18 protein-coding genes are annotated in these 21,797 nt (G+C 41.8%); 5 read left to right on the top strand and 13 right to left on the bottom strand.

Annotation, left to right across the window (positions count from 1 at the left end; translation table 11 throughout):
• The first annotated feature begins 89 nt into the window (after positions 1-89).
• Entirely contained in the window at positions 90-794 is a 705-nt protein-coding gene (locus FTU66_RS02025; RefSeq protein WP_004971542.1) for a CoA transferase subunit A, read from the top strand.
• A gap of 3 nt (positions 795-797) precedes the next feature.
• Entirely contained in the window at positions 798-1,436 is a 639-nt protein-coding gene (locus tag FTU66_RS02020; RefSeq protein WP_004971544.1) for a CoA transferase subunit B, read from the top strand.
• Positions 1,437-1,713: 277 nt separating this feature from the next.
• On the opposite strand, the gene FTU66_RS02015 is transcribed toward FTU66_RS02020, so the two are convergent.
• From FTU66_RS02015 to FTU66_RS02000, 4 genes are all read right to left on the bottom strand, one after another.
• Positions 1,714-3,198 carry an OmpA family protein gene (locus FTU66_RS02015; protein WP_178318494.1) on the bottom strand — a complete coding sequence of 495 codons (1,485 nt, stop codon included), beginning with the start codon at positions 3,196-3,198 and terminating at the stop codon, positions 1,714-1,716.
• 231 nt (positions 3,199-3,429) lie between these two features.
• Positions 3,430-4,665, bottom strand: a complete 1,236-nt coding sequence (locus FTU66_RS02010) for a dihydroorotase (RefSeq protein WP_004971548.1) — start codon at positions 4,663-4,665, stop codon at positions 3,430-3,432.
• A gap of 10 nt (positions 4,666-4,675) precedes the next feature.
• Complete coding sequence (locus FTU66_RS02005; RefSeq protein WP_004971550.1) at positions 4,676-5,692, bottom strand: aspartate carbamoyltransferase catalytic subunit; 1,017 nt, start codon at positions 5,690-5,692, stop codon at positions 4,676-4,678.
• A 305-nt stretch (positions 5,693-5,997) separates the two neighbouring features.
• A complete protein-coding gene (locus FTU66_RS02000) occupies positions 5,998-6,378 on the bottom strand; it encodes a hypothetical protein (protein WP_179991197.1) in 381 nt (126 codons plus the stop codon).
• Positions 6,379-6,705: 327 nt separating this feature from the next.
• On the opposite strand from FTU66_RS02000, the gene rlmKL reads away from it, so the two are divergent.
• A complete protein-coding gene (gene rlmKL / locus FTU66_RS01995; protein WP_004971555.1) occupies positions 6,706-8,910 on the top strand; it encodes a bifunctional 23S rRNA (guanine(2069)-N(7))-methyltransferase RlmK/23S rRNA (guanine(2445)-N(2))-methyltransferase RlmL in 2,205 nt (734 codons plus the stop codon).
• Positions 8,911-8,983: 73 nt separating this feature from the next.
• Here the strand turns inward: rlmKL and FTU66_RS01990 are convergent, their stop codons facing one another.
• The 3 genes from FTU66_RS01990 to FTU66_RS01980 all read right to left on the bottom strand — a co-directional run bounded on the left by FTU66_RS01990 (position 8,984) and on the right by FTU66_RS01980 (position 13,808).
• Positions 8,984-10,267: a DUF945 family protein gene (locus FTU66_RS01990; RefSeq protein WP_180112220.1), complete on the bottom strand. Its 1,284-nt coding sequence runs from the start codon at positions 10,265-10,267 to the stop codon at positions 8,984-8,986.
• Between the two features lie 227 nt (positions 10,268-10,494).
• Positions 10,495-13,074: an ATP-dependent chaperone ClpB gene (gene clpB, locus FTU66_RS01985; RefSeq protein WP_004971561.1), complete on the bottom strand. Its 2,580-nt coding sequence runs from the start codon at positions 13,072-13,074 to the stop codon at positions 10,495-10,497.
• A gap of 311 nt (positions 13,075-13,385) precedes the next feature.
• Entirely contained in the window at positions 13,386-13,808 is a 423-nt protein-coding gene (locus tag FTU66_RS01980) for an OsmC family protein (protein ID WP_004971563.1), read from the bottom strand.
• Positions 13,809-13,956: 148 nt separating this feature from the next.
• On the opposite strand from FTU66_RS01980, the gene crp reads away from it, so the two are divergent.
• Complete coding sequence (gene crp / locus FTU66_RS01975) at positions 13,957-14,661, top strand: cAMP-activated global transcriptional regulator CRP (protein WP_004971566.1); 705 nt, start codon at positions 13,957-13,959, stop codon at positions 14,659-14,661.
• Between the two features lie 204 nt (positions 14,662-14,865).
• Entirely contained in the window at positions 14,866-15,915 is a 1,050-nt protein-coding gene (locus tag FTU66_RS01970) for an NADP(H)-dependent aldo-keto reductase (RefSeq protein ID WP_179989325.1), read from the top strand.
• Positions 15,916-16,084: 169 nt separating this feature from the next.
• Here FTU66_RS01970 and FTU66_RS01965 read toward each other — a convergent pair whose 3' ends face one another.
• From FTU66_RS01965 to FTU66_RS01940, 6 genes are all read right to left on the bottom strand, one after another.
• On the bottom strand, positions 16,085-16,867 hold the full coding sequence (locus FTU66_RS01965) for a M48 family metallopeptidase (protein WP_004971571.1): 783 nt from the start codon (positions 16,865-16,867) through the stop codon (positions 16,085-16,087).
• Positions 16,868-17,023: 156 nt separating this feature from the next.
• Positions 17,024-17,332 (bottom strand): hypothetical protein, encoded by a 309-nt coding sequence (locus FTU66_RS01960; protein WP_004971573.1) that lies wholly within the window; start codon positions 17,330-17,332, stop codon positions 17,024-17,026.
• A 234-nt stretch (positions 17,333-17,566) separates the two neighbouring features.
• Complete coding sequence (locus tag FTU66_RS01955; protein ID WP_004971574.1) at positions 17,567-18,886, bottom strand: adenylosuccinate synthase; 1,320 nt, start codon at positions 18,884-18,886, stop codon at positions 17,567-17,569.
• A 69-nt stretch (positions 18,887-18,955) separates the two neighbouring features.
• A complete protein-coding gene (locus FTU66_RS01950; RefSeq protein ID WP_180112219.1) occupies positions 18,956-20,122 on the bottom strand; it encodes an ATP phosphoribosyltransferase regulatory subunit in 1,167 nt (388 codons plus the stop codon).
• Positions 20,123-20,287: 165 nt separating this feature from the next.
• A complete protein-coding gene (locus FTU66_RS01945) occupies positions 20,288-20,602 on the bottom strand; it encodes a hypothetical protein (RefSeq protein ID WP_004971580.1) in 315 nt (104 codons plus the stop codon).
• Between the two features lie 135 nt (positions 20,603-20,737).
• Positions 20,738-21,772: a type I glyceraldehyde-3-phosphate dehydrogenase gene (locus FTU66_RS01940; RefSeq protein WP_096901062.1), complete on the bottom strand. Its 1,035-nt coding sequence runs from the start codon at positions 21,770-21,772 to the stop codon at positions 20,738-20,740.
• Between the last annotated feature and the right edge of the window lie 25 nt (positions 21,773-21,797).

Here is a 21,797-nt window from a genome sequence, read left to right as displayed (position 1 = left end):
ATCCTCAATAGCATTGGAACATAAGCAATAAGGATGGCAACAACACAACATGGCAAGTGAATGCCGTGCAGAGAATAAAGAGGTGACAAATGTCCAATAAAGTATATGACAGCGCACAAGCTGCATTAAATGGCGTGGTTCAAGATGGGCATACCTTGGCGGTGGGTGGTTTTGGTTTATGCGGTATTCCTGAAGCCTTGATTGCTGCGTTAAAAGATACAGGTGTGAAACAGCTGACTTGTATTTCCAACAACGCAGGGGTCGATGGTTTTGGTTTAGGCTTATTGCTTGAAACCAAACAAATCAAAAAAATGATTTCATCTTATGTCGGCGAAAATAAAGAATTTGAACGCCAGTTTTTAAGCGGTGAATTGGAAGTTGAACTCACCCCGCAAGGCACACTGGCAGAAAAACTACGCGCAGGCGGTGCAGGTATTCCTGCATTTTTCACCCCAACAGGTGTAGGCACTGTCATTGCAGAAGGCAAAGAAGTCCGTGAATTTAACGGCAAAGATTATATTTTAGAAGAATCTTTGACTGCAGATGTCGCTTTGGTCAAAGCCTACAAAGCAGATAAAGCGGGTAATCTTATTTTCCGTAAAACAGCACAAAACTTTAATCCTGTTTGTGCTATGGCAGGCAAAATCACCATTGCCGAAGTTGAACAAATCGTTGAAATTGGCGATTTAGACCCCGACGAAATCCACTTAGCTGGTATTTATGTGAACCGCATTGTCCTCAATGCAAGCCCAGAAAAACGGATTGAACAAATGACTTTAAAGGCGGAGGCTTAAGACATGGCTTGGACGCGTAATCAAATGGCGCAGCGCGCTGCACAAGAATTAGAAGATGGTTTTTATGTCAATTTAGGCATTGGCTTACCCACACTGGTCGCCAATTATATTCCTGAACATATCAATGTCTGGTTACAGTCCGAAAATGGCTTGCTTGGCATTGGTGAGTTCCCAACTGCCGAAACTGTAGATGCCGACCTGATCAATGCAGGTAAACAAACTGTGACAGCGCGTAAAGGTGCGGCTTTTTTCTCTAGCGCAGATTCCTTTGCCATGATTCGTGGCGGGCATGTCAATATCGCTATTTTAGGGGCAATGGAAGTTTCTGAACAAGGCGATCTTGCCAACTGGATGATTCCCGGCAAGAAAGTTAAAGGTATGGGCGGTGCAATGGATTTGGTTGCAGGCGTACAAAAAGTTGTAGTGCTGATGGAACATTGTGCCAAAGATGGTACGCCTAAAATTGTATCGCAGTGCAGTTTGCCACTCACAGGTAAAGCGGTGGTGCATCGTATCATTACCGACTTAGGCGTGCTTGATATTACTCCACAAGGCGTAAAGTTGATTGAACTTGCACCCGATGTCAGTTTTGATGAAATTCAAAAAGTCACAGGTGTTGCCTTACAAAAAGTCGCAGCTTGATGAATTTATCTCGAGTGAATAACCCTCTCCTTTGCAAGTTTTGATGCACTGCTTTAAAACTTAATACAAGGGAGAGGGTTTGTTTTGACTTTCATACTTTCCCACTCAACTTATTCAATCTACTCAACAAATCACTAATTTATAAAACTATTCCTCAAACCAAAGAGCATCCAAAAATTACTTTCAATTTCGATATTTGCACAATACTTCGGGATTGATCCACAATAAAAAAGCCTTCACTTTGCAAAGTGAAGGCTTACAAGAAAATAGACCTATTTTAAGATTGAGGCGCCTTTTGCTCTACCACGCCAGCATCTTCCACACTACGCACCGTGCCTGTATCTACATTCAAGACTTCAAACTCAATACGGCGGTTTTTAAATTGACCTTCTGGCGTTGCATTTGCCGCAATCGGCTGCTCTGAACCAAAACCAATGGCTTGCAATTGACCCGGATTTACACCACGTGATACTAAATAATCGACCACTGCTTGCGCACGTTGTTGTGACAAAGTTTTGTTGGCATTGGCATCACCTACGGCATCGGTATGCCCTTTCACGGTTAATTGCACTTGTGGCGCGCGCTGCATCAATACCGCAGCCTGATCTAAAATAGACTTATTGGCTGCTGGAATTTCAGTCGATGCAGAATCAAAATTAATGATTTGCATATTGAGTGCCGTCGCAATATCCAAAGCTTGAATATTGTCAGGATTAATTGCAGCCAAAGCCTGCTCGGCATTGCTAATACTGCTGGTTACAGCCTGATTCACATCGGTTACTGTAGTTTCTGCAGGTTGCTGAGTCACTACAGTCATGTTTTTAGCCAATGGACGAATTTGACTGGCTAAACGCTCTGCATCGGCAGGGTTCGCGGCTTGAATAGACAGTTGATTACCCACCCAGTTTAAATTGACATTCGGTACACCTTTCAGCATTTTTAAAACGCTTGGAATCACGTCCTGATCAATAAATTCCGAATGATAGTTGGCAAAATTTTCTGCACCACAACCTGTTGGATGATTGAAAATTTGCTTCACTTCATTCTGCAGAATTTCCATATAGCTTGGATTATTCAGCAAAATTTGACAGGTCACCAAATTACCATCACTGCCTGTACTGACTTGCAACATTGCAGCCTGATTCGCTGCCACTTGGGTCTGTGTGGTTGCAGGCGCTTGGTTGCGGTCACTACATGCACGGAATAAAAATGCCAATAAACCAATTAAAATAATTAAAGCTAAAATTGGCAATAACCACGAACGGCGTTCTTCTACGGGCTCAGTCACAATGACTTCAGGTGCTTGATGTACGGTTTGGCCCGCAGCATTATTTACCCCCAAAGCAGCCAATAATGCTGTTGCCCACTGCGGTAAAGCCGCCTGAATTGAATCTAAATTGTTTTGCAGTAAATGCTGAATGGCAACTGGGTCAGATGAACCTGCCTGATTTTCCAAAAAGTTTAAACTTGGTGCAATTGAACGATTCAGGGTGTTTTCAATTTCGGTTTGCGGTGCTGTGCCGCTGACCAAATCTAAAAACTGCTGTTTTAAAGATAGATTTGAACCAAATACATCGCCCACACGTGGATTCAGTTGTCGCAGCAGATTGTCAATCAGTTCAGGTCGTGAATTTAAAATAGACAATAAAATGGGATAAAAACTATTTAATGCCTGATTTTTTTCAAGCAAATGCTGGGTTTCCCCTTCCAATACAATGGATGACACACTTTGTTTGAGCAAGTCTATAAAATCTGTTTGCATATATATGTCCTCTTTTTTGTCTTTGTTTTCAAGTTGTTTTTTAGTGTATATGCTTAAAATTTAAACAAATGTAATAAATTGTGGTGTTTTGATTTTGTTGTGAAATTTGAGTCAACGGAATGTAGAGTCTCTTCTTCGATTTTCTATTTGGGGATTGTTAAAATTCAATAAAAAAGCCAGCCGAAGCTGACTCTTATTTAAACTTGAAAATAAAATATCAATCAGAGCATATTAAGCAGTAAAGACGCGTACTGCTTTGCCTTTTACAACTTGATTAATCAAAGGCGTATTTTTGCCTTGTGACACAATCGTTTCTTTGTTCAGTGTCCATTCCACTTCTGGATCAACCAAGACCCAACCCGCTTCCTGTTCCCAACGACTTTGCATTTTTGCCACACGCGCAGGTGCAAGTGTCACTTTTTCTACCCATTCCAATGGACTGAACAGACCTTCCTGAATCAGTTGAATCCCAAATGGAATATAAGTATCAAATGCAGTAAAACCTGACAAAGTATCTGCAAATGGTGCCATTTTTGCAGAGCTATTTAACGGCTCATGATGAGTACAAATCGCATCAATCACACCATCTTTTACACCTTGACGCAGTAATGCTTTGTCTTGCTCTGAGCGCAGTGGCGGACGTACATGCGCTAACGAGTTAAAACCATCAATAATTTGATCGGTTAAATGCAGTTGATGCATCGCCACATCGCAAGTGACAGGCAAACCTTTGGCTTTAGCTTGTTGAATCAATTCAACTGATGCACCACAAGACAATAAGCCAAAATGCGCACGTACACCTGTGGCTTCAATCATCAGCAAATATTTGGCAATCGCTACGGTTTCTGCCAAAGTTGGAATCATAGGCAAGCCCTGACGCGATGCAATAAAACCTTCATGCACACAGCCATCTTTAGCAATTTGCGGTTCTTCGGCATAGAACACCACGGTCATGTCCAAACCTGCAGCATATTCCAGTGTGCGAATCACGACATCATCATCTTCAAAAGGTGCATTGGCATTGGACACTGCACTACAGCCGCCTTTTTTCAGTCCCGCCATATTGGCAGGCTGCTTGCCGTTTAAACCTTGAGTTTGTGCACCAATCACTTCTAAATAAATGCCACCATCCAACATGGCTTTTTCGACCAAACCATGAATGAGTGCACCGTTGTCTTGCACGATTGGTTTAGAATCGGGTGGCGTAAATAAGTGCAGAATTCCGTTTTCACGTGCGGCCTTGCCTTCAGATTTGAGCGTGCCATGTTGTTGCTGACCAGGTTCACGTAAACGTGCGCATAAATCGACCATAGTTGGCATGAGCCATTGACCTTGGGCATCTATGCTTTCGCTAATATCTGCACTTTCTGCAACCAACTTGCCATTTTCAAGATATACCGTTTGTACGCGGTCAATTTGCTGGATTGGGTCAAGCACACGTACATTTTCAATTTTTACAATCGCCATGACTTTTTCCTTATACCGCAATCGCGTCAATCAAACCTTGTTCTTGCAATTGACCTTGCATCGCCAAGGCCAATACCGCCATACGTACCGCAATACCGTTGGTTACTTGATTTAAAATCACCGATTGAGGCCCATCGGCAATGCTTGAATCAATTTCGACACCACGGTTCATTGGACCAGGATGCATCACAATACAGTTTGGTTTTGCAAGCGCCAAACGCTCTTTGTTTAAACCGTACATTTTGTAGAATTCGGCTTGTGAGGCAAGTGCTGGCGAATCAATACGTTCATTTTGAATACGCAGGGTGATAATCACGTCGCAATCTTTAATGCCTTCTTCCATTTTGTTAAATAAACGCACGCCTGCGCCATATTCATCAAAACCGTAGGGCAACAAGGTGTTCGGTGCAATCACGCGAATGTCTTTACAGCCCAGTGTTTGCAAGGCAGCCACATCGGAACGCGCCACGCGTGAATGTTTGATATCACCAATAATCGCAACACTTAATTCTTCATAAGGTCGTTGGGTTTCACGGCGAATGGTCAGCATATCCAACATCGCTTGCGTTGGATGTGCATGACGGCCATCACCCGCATTAATAATGGCAACCTTTGGGCAAACCGTTTTAGCAATAAAATGTGCTGCACCTGAAGATGAATGACGCACCACAAAAATGTCAGCAGCCATCGCCTCTAAGTTCCACAAAGTGTCACGCAAAGTTTCACCTTTAGAGGTACTTGAACGGGCAATATCAATATTGAGTACATTGGCAGAAAGACGCTTGGCTGCGGCTTCAAATGTGGTGCGGGTACGAGTAGAGTTTTCGAAGAACAAATTCATCACCGTGCGCCCTTCGAGCAAATTATTGGTGATCAGTTGGTTTTGTTCATTGAAAAAGGACTGTGCTGTGTCCAGAATTTGGGTGAGGGTTTCTTTGGAAAGACCTTCGATGGTTAAAAAGTGTTTTAAATGCCCATCTTTATTCAATTGAATCTGGCTCGGAGTATGCAATGCCGCCAAATGCATGAGAGATTCCTTATACGTTAAGTTAACGCATTATACAGAAATTGATTTGGCAAAGCAGTGTAACTTGGCGTGATTTAGTCAAAAGAAACTTATGATTTTAAAAATTAAGTCATGCAGACTCATCTACACTTTCTTTCATGCTTAATACTCTACAAAGCGATGTGAAAGGATGGCATTTATATTTAACTGCTCTGCTAGCCAATCATCTTGATATGGGCTTGATGAACATCTGGTGGGTCAATCTTCGCCTACAACTGCCTACGCAACCTTCAGGCTATGTAGGCATAGTCTGTACAATTCACCGTTTAACGCAATGCCCCTATATAATGATGGGACACCTGCGCCCGATAAATTTCTTCAGCTGTAGGTTCAGTCAAGTCATCTATATTTTCTACTGCATCTAATTGCTGCGCTTCAGTCTGTGGCGACGTTATTTCTGCATCAGCATCCATTAAGTTAGCCAATATACTGTTTAAGCGCAGCGCATAACGGCACAATTCCTCATCGTGTGTAGCGAGCGCCAATTGCAGCACAGCACGTGCATAGTCTGAATTTTCAACCAGATACATGACATCAATCACACGTCCACTGACCCGTCTTAATCGCGTATAAATTAAAGTGGCAACTGAAAAAATCTCGTTATTTGCTGTTAAAGCCTGTGCCGTGTTTAAAGTAGCCGTGGTCATTTAAATATTCCCCTTATCGCTTCATTGTTGTTTTGCAGTATTTGATGCTCATCTGCAAAATGTTCACCATCACAACAATGTATGAGCAAAATACATACCAATCATGTGAATATTCAGGTTTTTATTTTTCCGCAATACAATCACTCAAAATTTTTTAGAGATGTCATTACATCCTCATTGCCTTTTTAGAAAAAAACAGTAAAAAATGCCCTGAAGCTCTTCAAACCTAGACCTTTAAAATTCTGCACGATTCACGCTAAATCACTAAGTTTTCTAGCACAAAATACGTTAAAATAGCCGATTGCTGAATTGCTTTTGGAAATTTTCATGAATTCGAAACCCCGTCTTTCTACATATTGGGTCACCTGTGCAGATGGACTTGAAACCTTACTTCAAGAAGAAATGCAAGGTTTAGGTATTCAAAATATCGAACGTTTACCGGGTCGTTTAATTTTCAAAGGCACACTCGAAAATGCCTACCGTGTCTGCATGTGGTCACGTCTGGCTTCTCGGGTACTCACCCCTATTCATACCCATGAAATTGAATTCAGTCACGATGCGCGCGATGTTGCCGAAGAGCTCTATGAAGGTGCGCTTAGCTTTGACTGGTCACTGATTTTTGCACCACAAAGTACGTTTGCAGTGCGTTTGCATATCGAACGTGACATCAAAGTAAATAGCCAGTTTGCGACTTTACGCGTTAAAGATGGCGTAGTGGATTCATTTATGGATGCTGTTGGCAAACGCCCAAGCATCGACATCAAACAGCCTGAAATTACCTTATACGTGTTGGCAGGTAAAAAAGAACATACATACTGCCTAGATTTATCTGGCGATTCACTGCATAAACGCGGCTATCGTCGTTTTATGACCGATGCCCCAATTAAAGAAAACCTTGCCGCAGCGATTCTGCAAAAAGGTCAATTACAACAAATTCAACCCGACATTATTTTAGACCCAATGTGTGGTTCGGGTACGTTTATTATTGAAGCATTGATGATGCTGACTGACCGTGCACCGGGTTTGGTACGTCGTTTCGGTTTTAACGGTTGGCAAGGTCACGACCATGAATTATGGATGAGCATTAAAGCAGAAGCGGCTGAACGCCATCAAACTGCATTACAACAACCATTGCCAAAATTTTATGCTTTCGATGCCGACTGGGAAGCAGTCAAAGCCACCAAGCAAAATATTATTGCAGCAGGTTTTGAAAGTCTGCTCGATCAGATTCAAATTGAAGAACGTACTTTGGCTGACTGGCCCGACTTTCAAGCCGAAGGTAAAAAGGCCTTTATTGTAACCAACCCACCTTATGGTGAGCGTTTGGGCGATAAAGCCTCGAACCGTGCCTTATATTTGGGTCTGTCTGCCCTCTTGCAAAAGCATTTCCCAAATCAAAAAGCAGCCGTCATTGCAGCCCAAGTTGAACAAGCCGATGTGTTGGCTTTCAATGACCCGCAAATTTTACGTTTGATGAACGGTAAACTGCCAATTTATGTCCGTTTTGGTACGATCAAACCTGCAACATTCGCACGCCCATTCTTAGCAGATTGGCAACCGCAACAGTTTGAACCCATTGAAGGCGCAGAAGATTTCACCAACCGTTTGCAAAAAAACATGCAGAGCCTGAAAAAATGGGCGGTGAAAGAAAATGTGCATTGCCTGCGTTTATACGATGCAGACTTACCTGACTTTAATGTCGCAGTCGATTTATACGGCGACCGTTTGCACGTGCAGGAATATGCGCCGCCGAAAAAAATTGATCCTGAAAAAGCCAAAAAGCGTTTTAACCTTGCCTTACAAGCCATTCGCGCTGTCACAGGTTTAGGGCGCGATGCGGTATTTATTAAAACCCGTGCCCGTCAGGAAGGTAAAAACCAGTACACCAAACAAAGTACCGCCTCGAAGCGTTTTATTGTGCAGGAAGGTCAGGCTAAAATTTTGGTTAACCTCACCGACTACCTAGATACAGGCTTGTTCCTTGACCATCGTCAAATGCGTTTACGTATTGCCAAAGAAGCACGTGGCAAGCACTTCCTGAATTTATACAGTTATACCTCAACTGCAAGTTTACATGCCGCGCTTGGCGGTGCAGCAAGTACCACCAGCGTCGATTTATCCAATACTTATTTGAATTGGTCTAAAGAAAACTTTGTATTGAATGGTTTAACGGTAGACCATGCCGATGAACAACATCAATTCTTTGCCAGTGATTGTTTTGAATGGCTCAAAGAAGGTCATGAACAATATGATCTGATCTTTATTGACCCACCAACTTTCTCAAACTCTAAAAAGTTCTACGGAACATTTGACGTACAACGCGACCACGTTTCTTTAATTAAGCGTGCCATGAACCGCTTAACCACAGGCGGAACGCTGTACTTCTCCAACAACTACCGTGGTTTTGAAATGGATGAAGAAATTGAAGCCATGTTTGATGTGCAGGAAATTAGCCATGAAACCATTGGGCAAGATTTCAAACGCAACACCAAAATCCACCGTGCTTGGAAAATTCAGCACCCGCCTGTTTAAATAAACGATATGGCAATACAACAAAGCCTGTTCATTTGAACAGGCTTTGTTTTATCGTAGATCAGTATCTAGATTATTGACCAGTTAAAAACTTCTTTTCACCATATTGATAATGCATCGACAGTTTAAATTCATCACCATCACGTTGAATTTGCTGATTGCTTTGCATCGCACTGAGTATCTGTTCCAACTCTTGATCAGACATGCTTTTACCTGCAGCATTCATATAATTATTCATAATGGTTTTGACCACTTGCTTGTTAAAACTCACATCGGTTTGCATTTCCAATAAACTTGGGAACATTTTCGCTAAGCCTTCTACAGTGGTTTGATGCCCTGGCATCACTTTACCAACCAAATCTGCCCGAATACTGCCTGTGCCTAATTTCAACTGATTCTTCTTGGATTCGAACTGAAAGCCCTCATTAATCACAGCCAACAAGGCTTGTTGAACTTCTTTCTCAAAGTTTTCCGCTTCTAGGCATGAGTTGTTTTGTTTTTGCACAATATCAAGAAACGTCTGCATTTTACTGCGCTGCAAGTTTTTAACATCCCAATTCACTTGCAGGTCTTGCATGGCAGGCACATTATTTAAACCTAACTCGGCAATTTTAAATTTCGATTGAATATCTACCGTGCGCTCATGCAGTTGAGTATCCATACGCCAACTGAAGTCTTTCATTTTGCCTGAACCCACTGCTTTTGGGTCTTGACGCTGCATTTCTGCAATACTGAATTGGAAATAGCCCGGCTCTAAAGACTGCACATTCAAAGCCTGATTGGTTTTAAACTGCATGCCTTTTACTTGAAGATGTCCAAATTGATCCAGCACCGTCAATTGAGGCACATCAAAACTCATATTTACAATTTTCTGCTGCCCCTGACTTTGTTTCGCCTGAAACTCAATCTGCATAGGAGAAAATTTAGCTTCAAGTCCTGCTTCTTTTTTCTCTATAGCAGGTATGCTCAATTTCGTGGTCGATACACCCAACCAATTCACTTGCGTTGTCACATTTAGAGGCTGCTGAAAGAACTCGGAAAATTGTCCCTGCCCTTGTTCCAGATTCATTTTAGAATCAATTTGGTAACCTTTCCATGTCCGCTGAATTTGATCTTGTCCGTGAAACACCAGTTTTTCTTTAGCATTACATGGGTCAGGTACAAAGCTCGCATTCCATTTTGCAGAGCCTTGTAAAGCGCCCATCTTATAATCTGTATATTGCACATTCATATTCGGTGCAGGTTTTAAACTTTGCTGATAATGCGCATTTAAACTTTTATCGGCATACAAATTACCCGCAGCGACAGCCCCCGCCAACACCACGAGCCCCATTCCACCCCATACTATTTTTGACATAGATTCTGCTCAGAATTTATCTATTCTTATTGAAAAAAAATTATAATTAATTTAAACAAAAAAAGATAATTGTTCTGCAAATAAATCACTTAAATATAATATTCATCACAAAATATTAAAAATAGCTGTCATTTTTTACCAAAAATTTTACTTATGTGACCTAAATTGTCAGTCATAAAAAACCCAGCCGAAGCTGGGTTTCTTAAAAGTTGCTTACACATAGCCAATTAGCTGAGTTTCATTTTTTCAAACAGCAAATGACCATTTTCAGCTTTAATTAAAATCGTATCACCTGCAACAAAGTCACCTGCGAGGATTTTTTGCGCCAATGTGTTTTCCACTTGTTGCTGAATTGCACGTTTCAATGGACGCGCACCGTAGACTGGGTCAAAACCTGCTTCAATCAATTGATCAAATGCAGTATCGTCTATCGACAAGCTCAAGTCGCGTTCGCTTAAACGCGCACGTAAACGATCCAATTGAATATCGGCAATGCCACGAATTTGTGCTTTTTCCAGTGAATGGAACACCACCAACTCATCAATACGGTTAATAAACTCAGGGCGGAAATGTTGTGAAACTGCGGCCATGACCACGGTACGCACTTCTTCACGTGTTGGATTGTCACCCAATTCACGTACTTCGTGTGAACCCAAGTTAGAAGTCATCACAATTACAGTGTTCTTAAAGTCCACCACGCGACCTTGCGAGTCGGTTAGGCGTCCATCATCCAACACCTGCAACAAGATGTTAAATACGTCTGGATGGGCTTTTTCCACCTCATCAAACAGCACCACACTGTACGGTTTACGACGTACTGCTTCGGTTAATACACCACCTTCTTCATAACCGACATAGCCTGGAGGCGCACCGACCAAACGGCTGACCGAGTGTTTTTCCATAAATTCAGACATATCAATCCGAATCATGGCGTCATCGCTGTCAAACAAGAAGTTCGCTAACGCTTTGGTCAATTCTGTTTTACCTACCCCTGTTGGGCCAAGGAACAGGAACGAACCACTTGGACGGTTAGGATCAGACAAACCTGCGCGTGAACGACGTACCGCATTCGACACCGCCACCACAGCTTCATCTTGCCCCACCACACGGTTATGCAAGAAATCTTCCATGTGTAGCAGTTTTTCACGTTCACCCTGCAGCATTTTCGATACAGGAATGCCCGTTGCAGCACTCACGACTTCAGCAATTTCATTGTCCGTAACTTTGTTACGCAATAATTTTGGTTCTTCTTTCTCTTCAACCAACTCATCTTGTGCCAGTTGTTTTTCCAACTCAGGAATCACACCGTATTGTAAACGTGACATTTCCGCCAAGTCATTTTCACGCTGCGCTTTTTGCAATGCCATACGTGCCTGATCAAGCTGAGTCTGAATTTGCTTAGTGCCTTCAACCAAGGTTTTTTCCGCTTTCCAAACTTCTTCCAAATCATTGTATTCATTCTGAACTTCAATAATTTGTTTTTCCAGATGTGCAACTTCAGCACGGCTGCCTGCATCTTCATCTTTCTTCACGGCTTCAAGTTGCAGTTTTAATTGAATTAAACGGCGCTCTAATTTATCTAAGGCTTCAGGCTTAGAATCTAGCTCCATTTTAATCCGTGACGCTGCCTCATCCACCAAATCAATTGCCTTGTCGGGAAGTTGACGGTCAGTGATATAACGGTGCGACATTTTAGCGGCGGCAATAATCGCCGAATCTAAAATTTTCACCCCGTGGTGCACTTCGTAGCGTTCTTTCAGACCTCGTAAAATTGCAATGGTGTCTTCTACACTTGGCTCATCGACCAATACTTTTTGGAAACGACGCTCTAAAGCCGCATCTTTTTCAATATATTGACGATACTCATCTAAAGTAGTGGCACCGACGCAGCGCAATTCGCCACGCGCCAATGCAGGTTTCAGCATATTGCCTGCATCCATGGCACCGTCGCCTTTACCTGCACCCACAAGTGTGTGTAATTCATCAATAAATAAGATGACTTCACCTTCTTGTTTCGCCAAGTCTTTTAAGACCGCTTTTAGGCGTTCTTCAAACTCACCGCGATATTTCGCACCTGCCAACAATGAGCCCAAATCTAAAGATAAAACACGTTTACCTTTTAAGCTTTCTGGCACTTCACCATTCACAATACGCTGAGCCAAACCTTCAACAATCGCAGTTTTACCCACACCAGGTTCACCAATGAGTACTGGGTTGTTTTTGGTACGGCGTGACAACACCTGAACGGTACGGCGAATTTCATCATCACGACCAATTACAGGGTCTAGCTTGCCCGCCAACGCACGTTCGGTTAAATCGATGGTATATTTATTGAGTGAGTCACGTTGATCTTCGTGATTATTGCTCATGACTTTTTCATCCCCTCTAATTTTGTCAATCACGCTACGCAAACTATCTGAGGTCACGCCTACACTGTTCAGTAGTGTTTTGGTCGCGCCCACTTCGGTCAAACCCAGCATCAACCAATCGGTTGACAAGAACTCATCACCTGCTTTTTGGGCAAAACTGTCAGCCAAATTCAAGGCTTTAACCGCATCTGGACTTAAGTTGATATCGCCTGTTGGATTGGCCAAAGTCGGTGCATCGGCAATCGCTTGCTGTAATTTGCTTTGCAAATCACGTAGGTTTGCGCCTGCTTGTTGTAATAAACTGACATTGGAAGCTTCTTCGAGCAAAGTCGCCAATAAGTGAATGCCTTCAATGGCAGTATGATCTTTCCCTATCGCAAGAGATTGGGCATCGGATAAAGCTTGCTGTAGTCGGTTGGTAAACTTTTCAAAACGCATTCTTGTTATTCCTCACAACAAATTGTGTACTTGATGGATATATGGGAACGCAGGCGTAAATTTCAATTAAATTTTTTATATATTTTTCAAAATCTTAATTAAAATTAACAGATAGATTTCAGTAATAATATTGGACTGATTAAAGTAAATTTCAAGTTTAGTCTGGTAATTTTTTATTTTAGTTGAGTCATTGACATACACTTGCATATCAATCAATTAAAGGCTTTTGATTGTTATTTATGCCATTTGAAATATTTAGTTACAATGATTGGCAAAATATACCAACCATTGTATGACCTATCAGTCAAAGCTTAATCTTGTTCAATAATTTCAAAATCATGGCTAATTTCGACGCCACCATCAGATAGCATTTTACTTGCAGAACAGTACTTTTCTGCTGAAAGTTCAACCGCCTTCGCAACCTGCTTTTCCTTGACAGCCTTGCCTTTGACCACAAAATGCAAATGAATTTTGGTGAACACGGCAGGGATGCTATCGGCACGTTCTGCTTTTAACTGACATTCAACATGCGTCACTTCTTGGCGTGATTTCTTTAAAATAGTCACAATATCGAATGAAGCACAACCACCAAGTCCCATTAAGATTAACTCCATAGGACGTGGACCACGGTTTTCACCGCCATATTCTGCAGATCCATCCATCACCACAGAATGACCACTTTCCGATTTGGCTTCAAAAGCAACGTTCTCTAACCACTGAACACTTGTTTGCATTGCAACTACCTAAAAAAAACTATAAATTGACACGGGTATTTGTACACTAACATAACTTGAGTTGATAAGGAATTTCATCTCTACTGTGTGACAAGTTCAGACTAGGTCTTGTGCGATCTATTATTTATCCATTTTCGGAACCGTTAGCATGACTTCAAACTTTTCACAGCTGAGCACTGATGCATTGTCCCCTGGACAACTGCCTGACTCAGTCAAAGCATTATTAAAACGTGCATACATCAACCGTTATCCAAAACGGACAACTATTGTTGATGCGGGGACTGAATCTAAATCGTTATATTTGATTTTAAAAGGTTCAGTATCAATTATTCTTCGCGAAGATGATGATCGCGAAATTGTTGTGGCATATTTGAATCCAGGCGACTTTTTTGGGGAAATGGGTCTGTTTGAATCGAATCCACAACGTACTGCAGAAGTTCGTACTCGTGATGTCTGTGAAATTGCAGAAATTACTTATGAAAACTTCCACGAACTCAGCAAACAATATCCTGACTTAAGCTATGCCGTTTTTGCACAGCTGGTACGTCGTTTAAAAAATACTACACGTAAGGTAACTGACCTTGCCTTTATAGATGTGTCTGGTCGTATTGCACGTTGCTTGATTGATCTTTCTGCGCAACCAGAAGCCATGATTTTGCCAAACGGTCGTCAAATTCGTATTACACGCCAAGAAATTGGTCGTATTGTCGGCTGTTCACGTGAAATGGTCGGGCGTGTTCTAAAAACACTTGAAGAACAAGGCATGATTGAAACTGATGGTAAAGCCATTCTGATTTTTGATGCTTCTTTGGAGCAAAATGAATCCACTGATGGCAACTTTGATGACGAGTAAACCATCCACATGCTAAGCAAAAAGCAAATCTTCGGATTTGCTTTTTTATTGCCTGTATATAACTTATAGCCATTTTCAACTATAAAAATATAATTCTTACGACCATTACAAAGCATCAGCAATTTTAACTGCCACAAGCGGCTCAAAATGGTTTAGCCTCTTAGGACATGACTTCATAAAGACAATGTTAAGCGAGATGCTAAGATGCAATTTAGACCTTTGGCAAAAACAGGCATTCTAGTTCCAGAAATCTGTTTAGGCACCATGACATTTGGTGAACAAAATACCCAGCAAGAAGCCTTTCAACAACTCGATTATGCGCTAGAACGAGGCTTATATTTTTGGGATACCGCAGAAATGTATCCCGTACCACCAAAAGTAGAAACTCAAGGTGCAACTGAAACTATTATTGGCAATTGGTTACAACAACGTGGCGGACGTGACAAATTGTTTTTAGCCTCTAAAATTGCAGGCCCTTCGCAAGGCGGCAGTCATATTCGAGATGGCAAAACCCGCTTTAACGCAGAGGATATTCATTCTGCACTGGATGGCAATTTAAAACGCCTGCAAACCGACTATATCGACTTATACCAACTGCACTGGCCACAACGCCCAACCAACTTTTTTGGCAAACTTGGTTATGGCAACCAAGAAGCACAAAATACGCAAGAAGTAACCGACCTTGCTGAAACCTTAACCGCGTTGCAACAAGAAATTCAAAAAGGACGGATTCGCTATATAGGTCTGTCGAATGAAACCCCGTGGGGCACCATGAAGTTTTTACACTTGGCAGAACAATTAGGATTAAGTAAATTTGTCAGCGTACAAAATCCGTATAACCTGCTGAATCGTACTTATGAAATTGGTATGTCTGAAATTGCCCATTATGAAGGTGTTGGACTACTCGCCTACTCACCTTTGGCTTTTGGTTATTTAACTGGTAAATTCCGTCATGGCGCACGCCCTGCCAATGCACGTGTCACGCTATATTCACGTTTTAGCCGTTACAGTAATCCACAAAGCGAATGGGCAACCGAGCAATACGCCCAACTTGCAGAACAACACGGCTTGAGTTTGACGCAACTGGCGCTGGCATTTATCAAGCAGCAATTTTTTGTGACAAGTACCATTATTGGCGCGACCAATATGGCGCAACTCAAAGAAAATATTGATGCCTTTGACATCACCTTATCAGATGAAATTTTACAAGGCATTGAAGCCATTCATCGTCAACAACCCAATCCAGCGCCCTAATTTTATTTTAAGCACTGCTTTAAAATGAAATTAAAAATATGAACTCAGCAATAACTCATCATTTTTATGCTGTTTAAAGTCAAAAAGTCTTCATAAAAAAAGATGCGCATAAAACCATGCGCATCTTTTTTGTGTTTTATCTTAACCAGTTGAACTGGCTGATGTCATCTTAACGACGACTTTGGTTATATAGCGCTTGTGCTGCTGGCAAGTTTTTACGCATTGCTTCAATACGCTGACTGTTCGATGGGTGAGTCGATAAGAAGGACGCACCGCCGCCACCTTCAAGCTTGTTCATTTTTTCCCAAAGGGTAATTGCAGCTTGTGGGTTATAACCTGCACGCGCCATCAGCATTAAACCACCCTGATCGGCACGACTTTCCAAATTACGTGAATATGGCAAGCCAATCCCAATTTGGGTACCCAATTGCGCTGCTGCTGCACCCAATTGACCAACGTTATTGCCTGCCGCACTTAAACCTACGTTCAAGGCAATATTGGTTAAAGCCTGTGCACCAATTTTACTTTTCGCGTGTTCTTCTAAAGCATGCACCATTTCATGCCCCATAATTGCGGCAATTTCAGCATCAGTTAAATTCAGTTTATTCACAATACCAGTGTAGAACACCACTTTACCACCAGGTGCGACAAAAGCATTGACTTGATCAGACTTAAGTACCGCCAATTGCCACTGGAAAGGCTGACCTGTTTGGTTCATTTGATTGGCATGTGGAATCAAACGCTGAAACACAGTATTGATACGTTTATACGTGGTGGAGCTTGTGTCTAACTGATTTTTATTGCGTGCGTCTTGCACCATTTCATTATAGCTTTTGGTTGCAGTTGCATTTAAGGTCGCAGTATCTGCACCCGCCATGTCTGCAACAGTCGTACACCCTGAAACTGTGATTGCGCCTGCGGCACATAAACTTAACATCAGTTTTTTGTTCATTATAATAATCTCCGCCTTGCGAGCTATCTTCATACCAATCAATTATATGAAATCAATTCAAGGCTTTAAATCTATAATCACTTCATAAACATATCATTTATGTAAACAACGCCTAAGCTGTGTACAGATTGTATGTCTGAGCGATCAATCACTACCCTAGTAAAGAAATTGATAACACAACCAAAATACTAAACAGAAAACATTTAAACCCAAGTAAATTTTAGACACTACTTCTACTTTTTCTTCCATTTCTGGATTTTTGCGTTTGTAGAGTAGGTAAGCATTTTGAATCAGAATCAGTGGCACCAAAATACAGGCAAAAATAACGCTTAAACCAATAAATGCCTGATACATAATATTCGGATCATGCTTTTGCGATAAAATCAGCATCATGGCAATGGTCGGTGCGCCGCCCATCGCAAACAATAAAGAATAAAAAATCGTACTGGTAATATTTTTATGCATCCTGCATAACCTTAATTAAATTTAATTTTCTAAAGCCATTGTAACAAGCCACCCTGCTCTGCACAGCGCCAGTCATCTGCAACTTTAGTCTTGAAAAAACAACTCACTCAGCATCATCTATAATGTTTCCAAAAATGAGTCGCTATTGAAACTGAAACAACAGCAATAAAAAGCCCCATCATTTAGACAGGGCTGAATACATCATCAGAGCTTAAATGCTATGCTAACAACGACTTAAGCATCAAATGGATGACGTAATACGATAGTTTCTGCGCGGTCTGGACCTGTAGAAATAATGTCGATTGGACATTCAATTAACTGCTCAAGACGTTTGATGTAGTTCACTGCATTTTCAGGCAATTGTTCTACACTGGTCGCGCCCACAGTTGATTCAGACCAACCTGGCATTGTTTCATAAATTGGCTTTAAGTTTTCGTATGCAAGCGCATCAGAAGAACCTACACAACCTGAATCGGTATTTTCATAACCTACGCAGATTTTGATTTCTTCTAAACCGTCCAATACGTCTAACTTGGTCAAGCAGATACCAGACAGTGAGTTTACATCGACTGAACGACGTAAAATTTCGGCATCAAACCAACCACAACGACGTTGACGACCTGTAGAAGCACCGAACTCGTGACCCACAGTACCTAAGTGTTTACCAATCGCATCACCTACGTCATTTGCTGCGTCATACACCAACTCAGTTGGGAATGGGCCTGCACCTACACGTGTGGTATAAGCTTTGGTAATCCCTAAAACGTAGTCTAAATGTAATGGACCTAAGCCTGAACCAGAGCTTACACCGCCCGCAGTTGTATTCGATGAAGTCACATACGGATAAGTACCGTGGTCAACATCAAGTAATGAACCTTGCGCACCTTCAAACATAATGTTGTCACCGTTTTTACGGTAATTATGAATTTCAGTCGTTACATCAACCACTAATGGTGCAATCACTTCACGCCATTGGTCACATAGCGCTAAAACTTCATCTAACTGAACTGCTTCAACACCGTAGTATTGTGTCAATTGGAAGTTGTGATAGTCCAATAATTCAGTCAATTGAGCGCGTAGTGCTTCACCGCCACGAACCAAGTCAGCAACACGAATCGCACGACGTGCAACCTTGTCTTCATAAGCTGGGCCAATACCACGACCTGTTGTACCAATTTTGGCATTACCACGTTTTTTCTCACGTGCTTGGTCAAGTGCAATGTGGTTCGGCAAAATAAGCGGACAGTTTGGTGAAATACGTAAACGCTCTTTCACTGGCACGCCTTCTTGTTCCAAAATACCCATTTCTTTAATGAGTGCTTCAGGAGAAAGTACTACACCATTACCAATTAAGCACAGTACGTTTTCACGTAAAATACCTGATGGAATGAGGTGTAATACAGTTTTCTTACCACCAACCACGAGAGTATGGCCTGCGTTGTGTCCGCCTTGATAACGAACGACTGCCGCCGCCTGATCTGTGAGCAGGTCGACGATCTTACCTTTACCTTCGTCGCCCCATTGGGTACCAAGTACCACAACATTCTTGCCCATAATAGCCTCATTACATCATGCTGTTAAAATTGAAAACCAAGACCTGTAACATGAAACATGCCTTGGCGATTAAATTTTTTCGACTGTCCACTCACCATTTGCAAGAACCAATTGGTGCGTTGCGTATGGAACCGAGTTTAAATCATCATTACCCAACAATTGAATTACACTAAAGCCTTGCGCACGTGTGTTTTGGATAGCCGCGATTAAATCAGGTTGTGAGCCTTTAGGCGCAACAACAACAGACGATGATTCAAAACGACCTGCACTTAATACAAACAAGTCACAAGAGAAACCTGTTGCAGGGCGCGCACGTCCGAAATGCTGACCAATGCCATCATAACGACCGCCTTGTGCCAATGGTGCAGCACGATTTGGCGCATACACTGCATACATTAAACCTGTGTGATAGTGATAAGAACGCAGCTCAACCACATCAATACCAATATGCAAGTTTGGCCAACGTGCCTGAATTTCAGCTTGTGTTGCTTTCACGGCTTCAAACGCTTGCTTAAATTCGGTATTTTCCAACACATCAGCACTTAAATGAGCCTGCAAAGCAGTTAAATCACTGGCATAGCGACCTAAAGCATAAAAATCTGAACCGAAATTTAAATCTTGGGTAAATTCTGCCAATTCAGGCAATGCTTTACGCTGATATAAATCTGACAATTGACGTTCAGTGGCTTTGCTTAATTCTGCTTGTTTAACCAAGCTACGGAACAAGCCGACATGACCCAAGTCTAAATGCACACCTTCTGCCAAACCTGCCTCTTTTAGCAAGCTGAGCATCAGATCAACCATTTCTACATCGGCATCAATGCTGTCTGAACCAAATAACTCTGCACCCAATTGCAATGGTGCACGTGTGGTATTAAAACCTTGTGGTTTGGTATGTAAAACCGTACCTGCATAGCAGTAACGTGCAATGCCATCTACAGGATGTACATGCGCATCAATACGCGCCACTTGTGGTGTCATATCGGCACGAACACCCAGCAAACGACCTGAAAGTTGGTCGATCACTTTAAATGTGGCAAGGTCTAAATCTTGATTCGATTCTGAAAGAGAAGATAGAGATTCAATGTATTCTATGAATGGCGTGTACACCAACTGATAACCTCGAGATGCGAGGAAATACAGTGACTTACGACGCAAGCTTTCAATCACTTGCGCTTGTTCTGGTAATACATCAGCTACACCATCAGGTAATAACCATGTCTCTGAAATGGGCATGTTGTAAACCTAAATTCTTGTTTGCGCGGAACGAATCCGCATAAAAAAATCGGGAGCACACCCGATTTCTCCTAGTTTAGCATGATACTTTTGCTCATGCACCTGACTTTTTCTGAAATATGCGGTAAAAAAATATGAATACACCACATCTTTCAAAGCCATCATTTAAAAGTCCTGATTTGATTTCACCGCCTTTGCCAATAAACTGACCAACTCAGCATTTTGCATTTCAAGCTGTGCGGTTTTTTGCACGGTTTTATCTAGCGCATCTTGCTGAACCTGCATCTTTTTAGCCAAATCTTGCATAATCTCCAACGTCTTTTTTAGATGCTCTTCTAAATGTAATACTTTTTGCTCGACTTGCTGTTGATGCTGCACGTCGCTGCTGCTGTCTGCCTGATTTTTAAATTGCAACCAAATCAGAAAAATGACAGCAAGTGCCAGCAAAAAAATAAATCCCCACAATAAAATAATCATCATGCCACTACTCTATTCAAATTTTCTATGCAAACTTTGTTATATCAATCAGTGAATTAACTGTGAATACGAATTATAAAATCTTTCATCACTATTACATGCTTTTTACACTTTGTATATGTCTTAAAAAGTAGCCGCTTACACCGCCCGTTGACTAAAAGATTCACACAAATCTAGTAAACGGTTGGCATAACCCCACTCGTTGTCATACCACGCAAAAACTTTGGCTTGATGACCCACGACCATGGTTTGACTTAAATCGACAATTAAAGAATAAGGTGAATGGTTAAAGTCGCTCGATACCAAAGGCTCATCGGTCACTTGCATAATTTCGGCATAATCATGCGCTGCCGAAGCACACAACACCTGATTCAATTTGTGCACCGTAATTGGTGACTGAGAAATAAAAGTTAAATCAATAGCTGCAACATTAATGGTCGGTACACGAATCGAGTAACCATCAATCCGATCTGCCATTTTTGGCATGACTTGTTTTAATGCACCCAAGGCAGATGAAGTTGTAGGAATAATATTTTGCCCTGATGCACGCGCACGACGTAAATCACGGTGTGCTTGATCCAATACAGTTTGATCGGCTGTGACTGCATGAATTTCAGTCATTAATGCGGTATCAATTCCGAAAGCATCATCAATGATTTTAACTAATGGTACTAAAGCCTGCGTGGTACAAGATACGCTGGAAATAATTTGGTCGGTACTTTTGACTTCGTGATGATTGACACCATAAACAATCGCAGCATCTACAGTATCGAATGGTGCAGCACCAATAATTACACGTTTGGCGCCCGCAGTAATATGCTGCGTTGCCGCCTCGCGGGAACGGAACAACCCTGTACATTCCAATACCACATCAACATTTAAGGCTTGCCACGGTAATTGCGCAGGTTGAGCCTGATTCAACACCTGAACTTTTAATTGCGCCAAACCTGCAGAAATATTCAAAAAAATCTGTTCATTTTCGAGGCTAATTTCCACCTGTCCTTTAAAACGACCATGGGTACTGTCATATTTAAATAAATGAACCAAGGTTTCTACATCGGCAATGTCATTTATGGCGACGATTTCAAAATGAAAGTCTTTGGGATTTTCAAACCAAGCCCGCAGCACATTGCGCCCGATTCTACCAAAGCCATTGATTGCCACTCGTTGCATGACTGATCCTTTCATAATGAAATCA

Origin of the sequence: Acinetobacter sp. YH12131 (assembly GCF_013418635.1) — a bacterium.
GTDB classification, from domain to species: Bacteria; Pseudomonadota; Gammaproteobacteria; order Pseudomonadales; family Moraxellaceae; genus Acinetobacter; species Acinetobacter towneri.
This window is presented reverse-complemented; position numbering and strand designations above follow the sequence as displayed.

Coding starts and splice junctions, on each gene's coding strand:
- FTU66_RS01945 (WP_004971580.1), bottom strand. CDS start 20,602: ATGATGATTATTTTATTGTGGGGATTTATTTTTTTGCTGGCACTTGCT.
- FTU66_RS01950 (WP_180112219.1), bottom strand. CDS start 20,122: ATGCCCATTTCAGAGACATGGTTATTACCTGATGGTGTAGCTGATGTA.
- FTU66_RS02000 (WP_179991197.1), bottom strand. CDS start 6,378: ATGACCACGGCTACTTTAAACACGGCACAGGCTTTAACAGCAAATAAC.
- clpB (WP_004971561.1), bottom strand. CDS start 13,074: ATGCGTTTTGAAAAGTTTACCAACCGACTACAGCAAGCTTTATCCGAT.
- FTU66_RS02025 (WP_004971542.1), top strand. CDS start 90: ATGTCCAATAAAGTATATGACAGCGCACAAGCTGCATTAAATGGCGTG.
- FTU66_RS01955 (WP_004971574.1), bottom strand. CDS start 18,886: ATGGGCAAGAATGTTGTGGTACTTGGTACCCAATGGGGCGACGAAGGT.
- FTU66_RS01990 (WP_180112220.1), bottom strand. CDS start 10,267: ATGTCAAAAATAGTATGGGGTGGAATGGGGCTCGTGGTGTTGGCGGGG.
- FTU66_RS01960 (WP_004971573.1), bottom strand. CDS start 17,332: ATGCATAAAAATATTACCAGTACGATTTTTTATTCTTTATTGTTTGCG.
- FTU66_RS01965 (WP_004971571.1), bottom strand. CDS start 16,867: ATGAACAAAAAACTGATGTTAAGTTTATGTGCCGCAGGCGCAATCACA.
- FTU66_RS01970 (WP_179989325.1), top strand. CDS start 14,866: ATGCAATTTAGACCTTTGGCAAAAACAGGCATTCTAGTTCCAGAAATC.
- crp (WP_004971566.1), top strand. CDS start 13,957: ATGACTTCAAACTTTTCACAGCTGAGCACTGATGCATTGTCCCCTGGA.
- FTU66_RS02015 (WP_178318494.1), bottom strand. CDS start 3,198: ATGCAAACAGATTTTATAGACTTGCTCAAACAAAGTGTGTCATCCATT.
- FTU66_RS02020 (WP_004971544.1), top strand. CDS start 798: ATGGCTTGGACGCGTAATCAAATGGCGCAGCGCGCTGCACAAGAATTA.
- rlmKL (WP_004971555.1), top strand. CDS start 6,706: ATGAATTCGAAACCCCGTCTTTCTACATATTGGGTCACCTGTGCAGAT.
- FTU66_RS02005 (WP_004971550.1), bottom strand. CDS start 5,692: ATGCATTTGGCGGCATTGCATACTCCGAGCCAGATTCAATTGAATAAA.
- FTU66_RS02010 (WP_004971548.1), bottom strand. CDS start 4,665: ATGGCGATTGTAAAAATTGAAAATGTACGTGTGCTTGACCCAATCCAG.
- FTU66_RS01980 (WP_004971563.1), bottom strand. CDS start 13,808: ATGCAAACAAGTGTTCAGTGGTTAGAGAACGTTGCTTTTGAAGCCAAA.
- FTU66_RS01940 (WP_096901062.1), bottom strand. CDS start 21,772: ATGCAACGAGTGGCAATCAATGGCTTTGGTAGAATCGGGCGCAATGTG.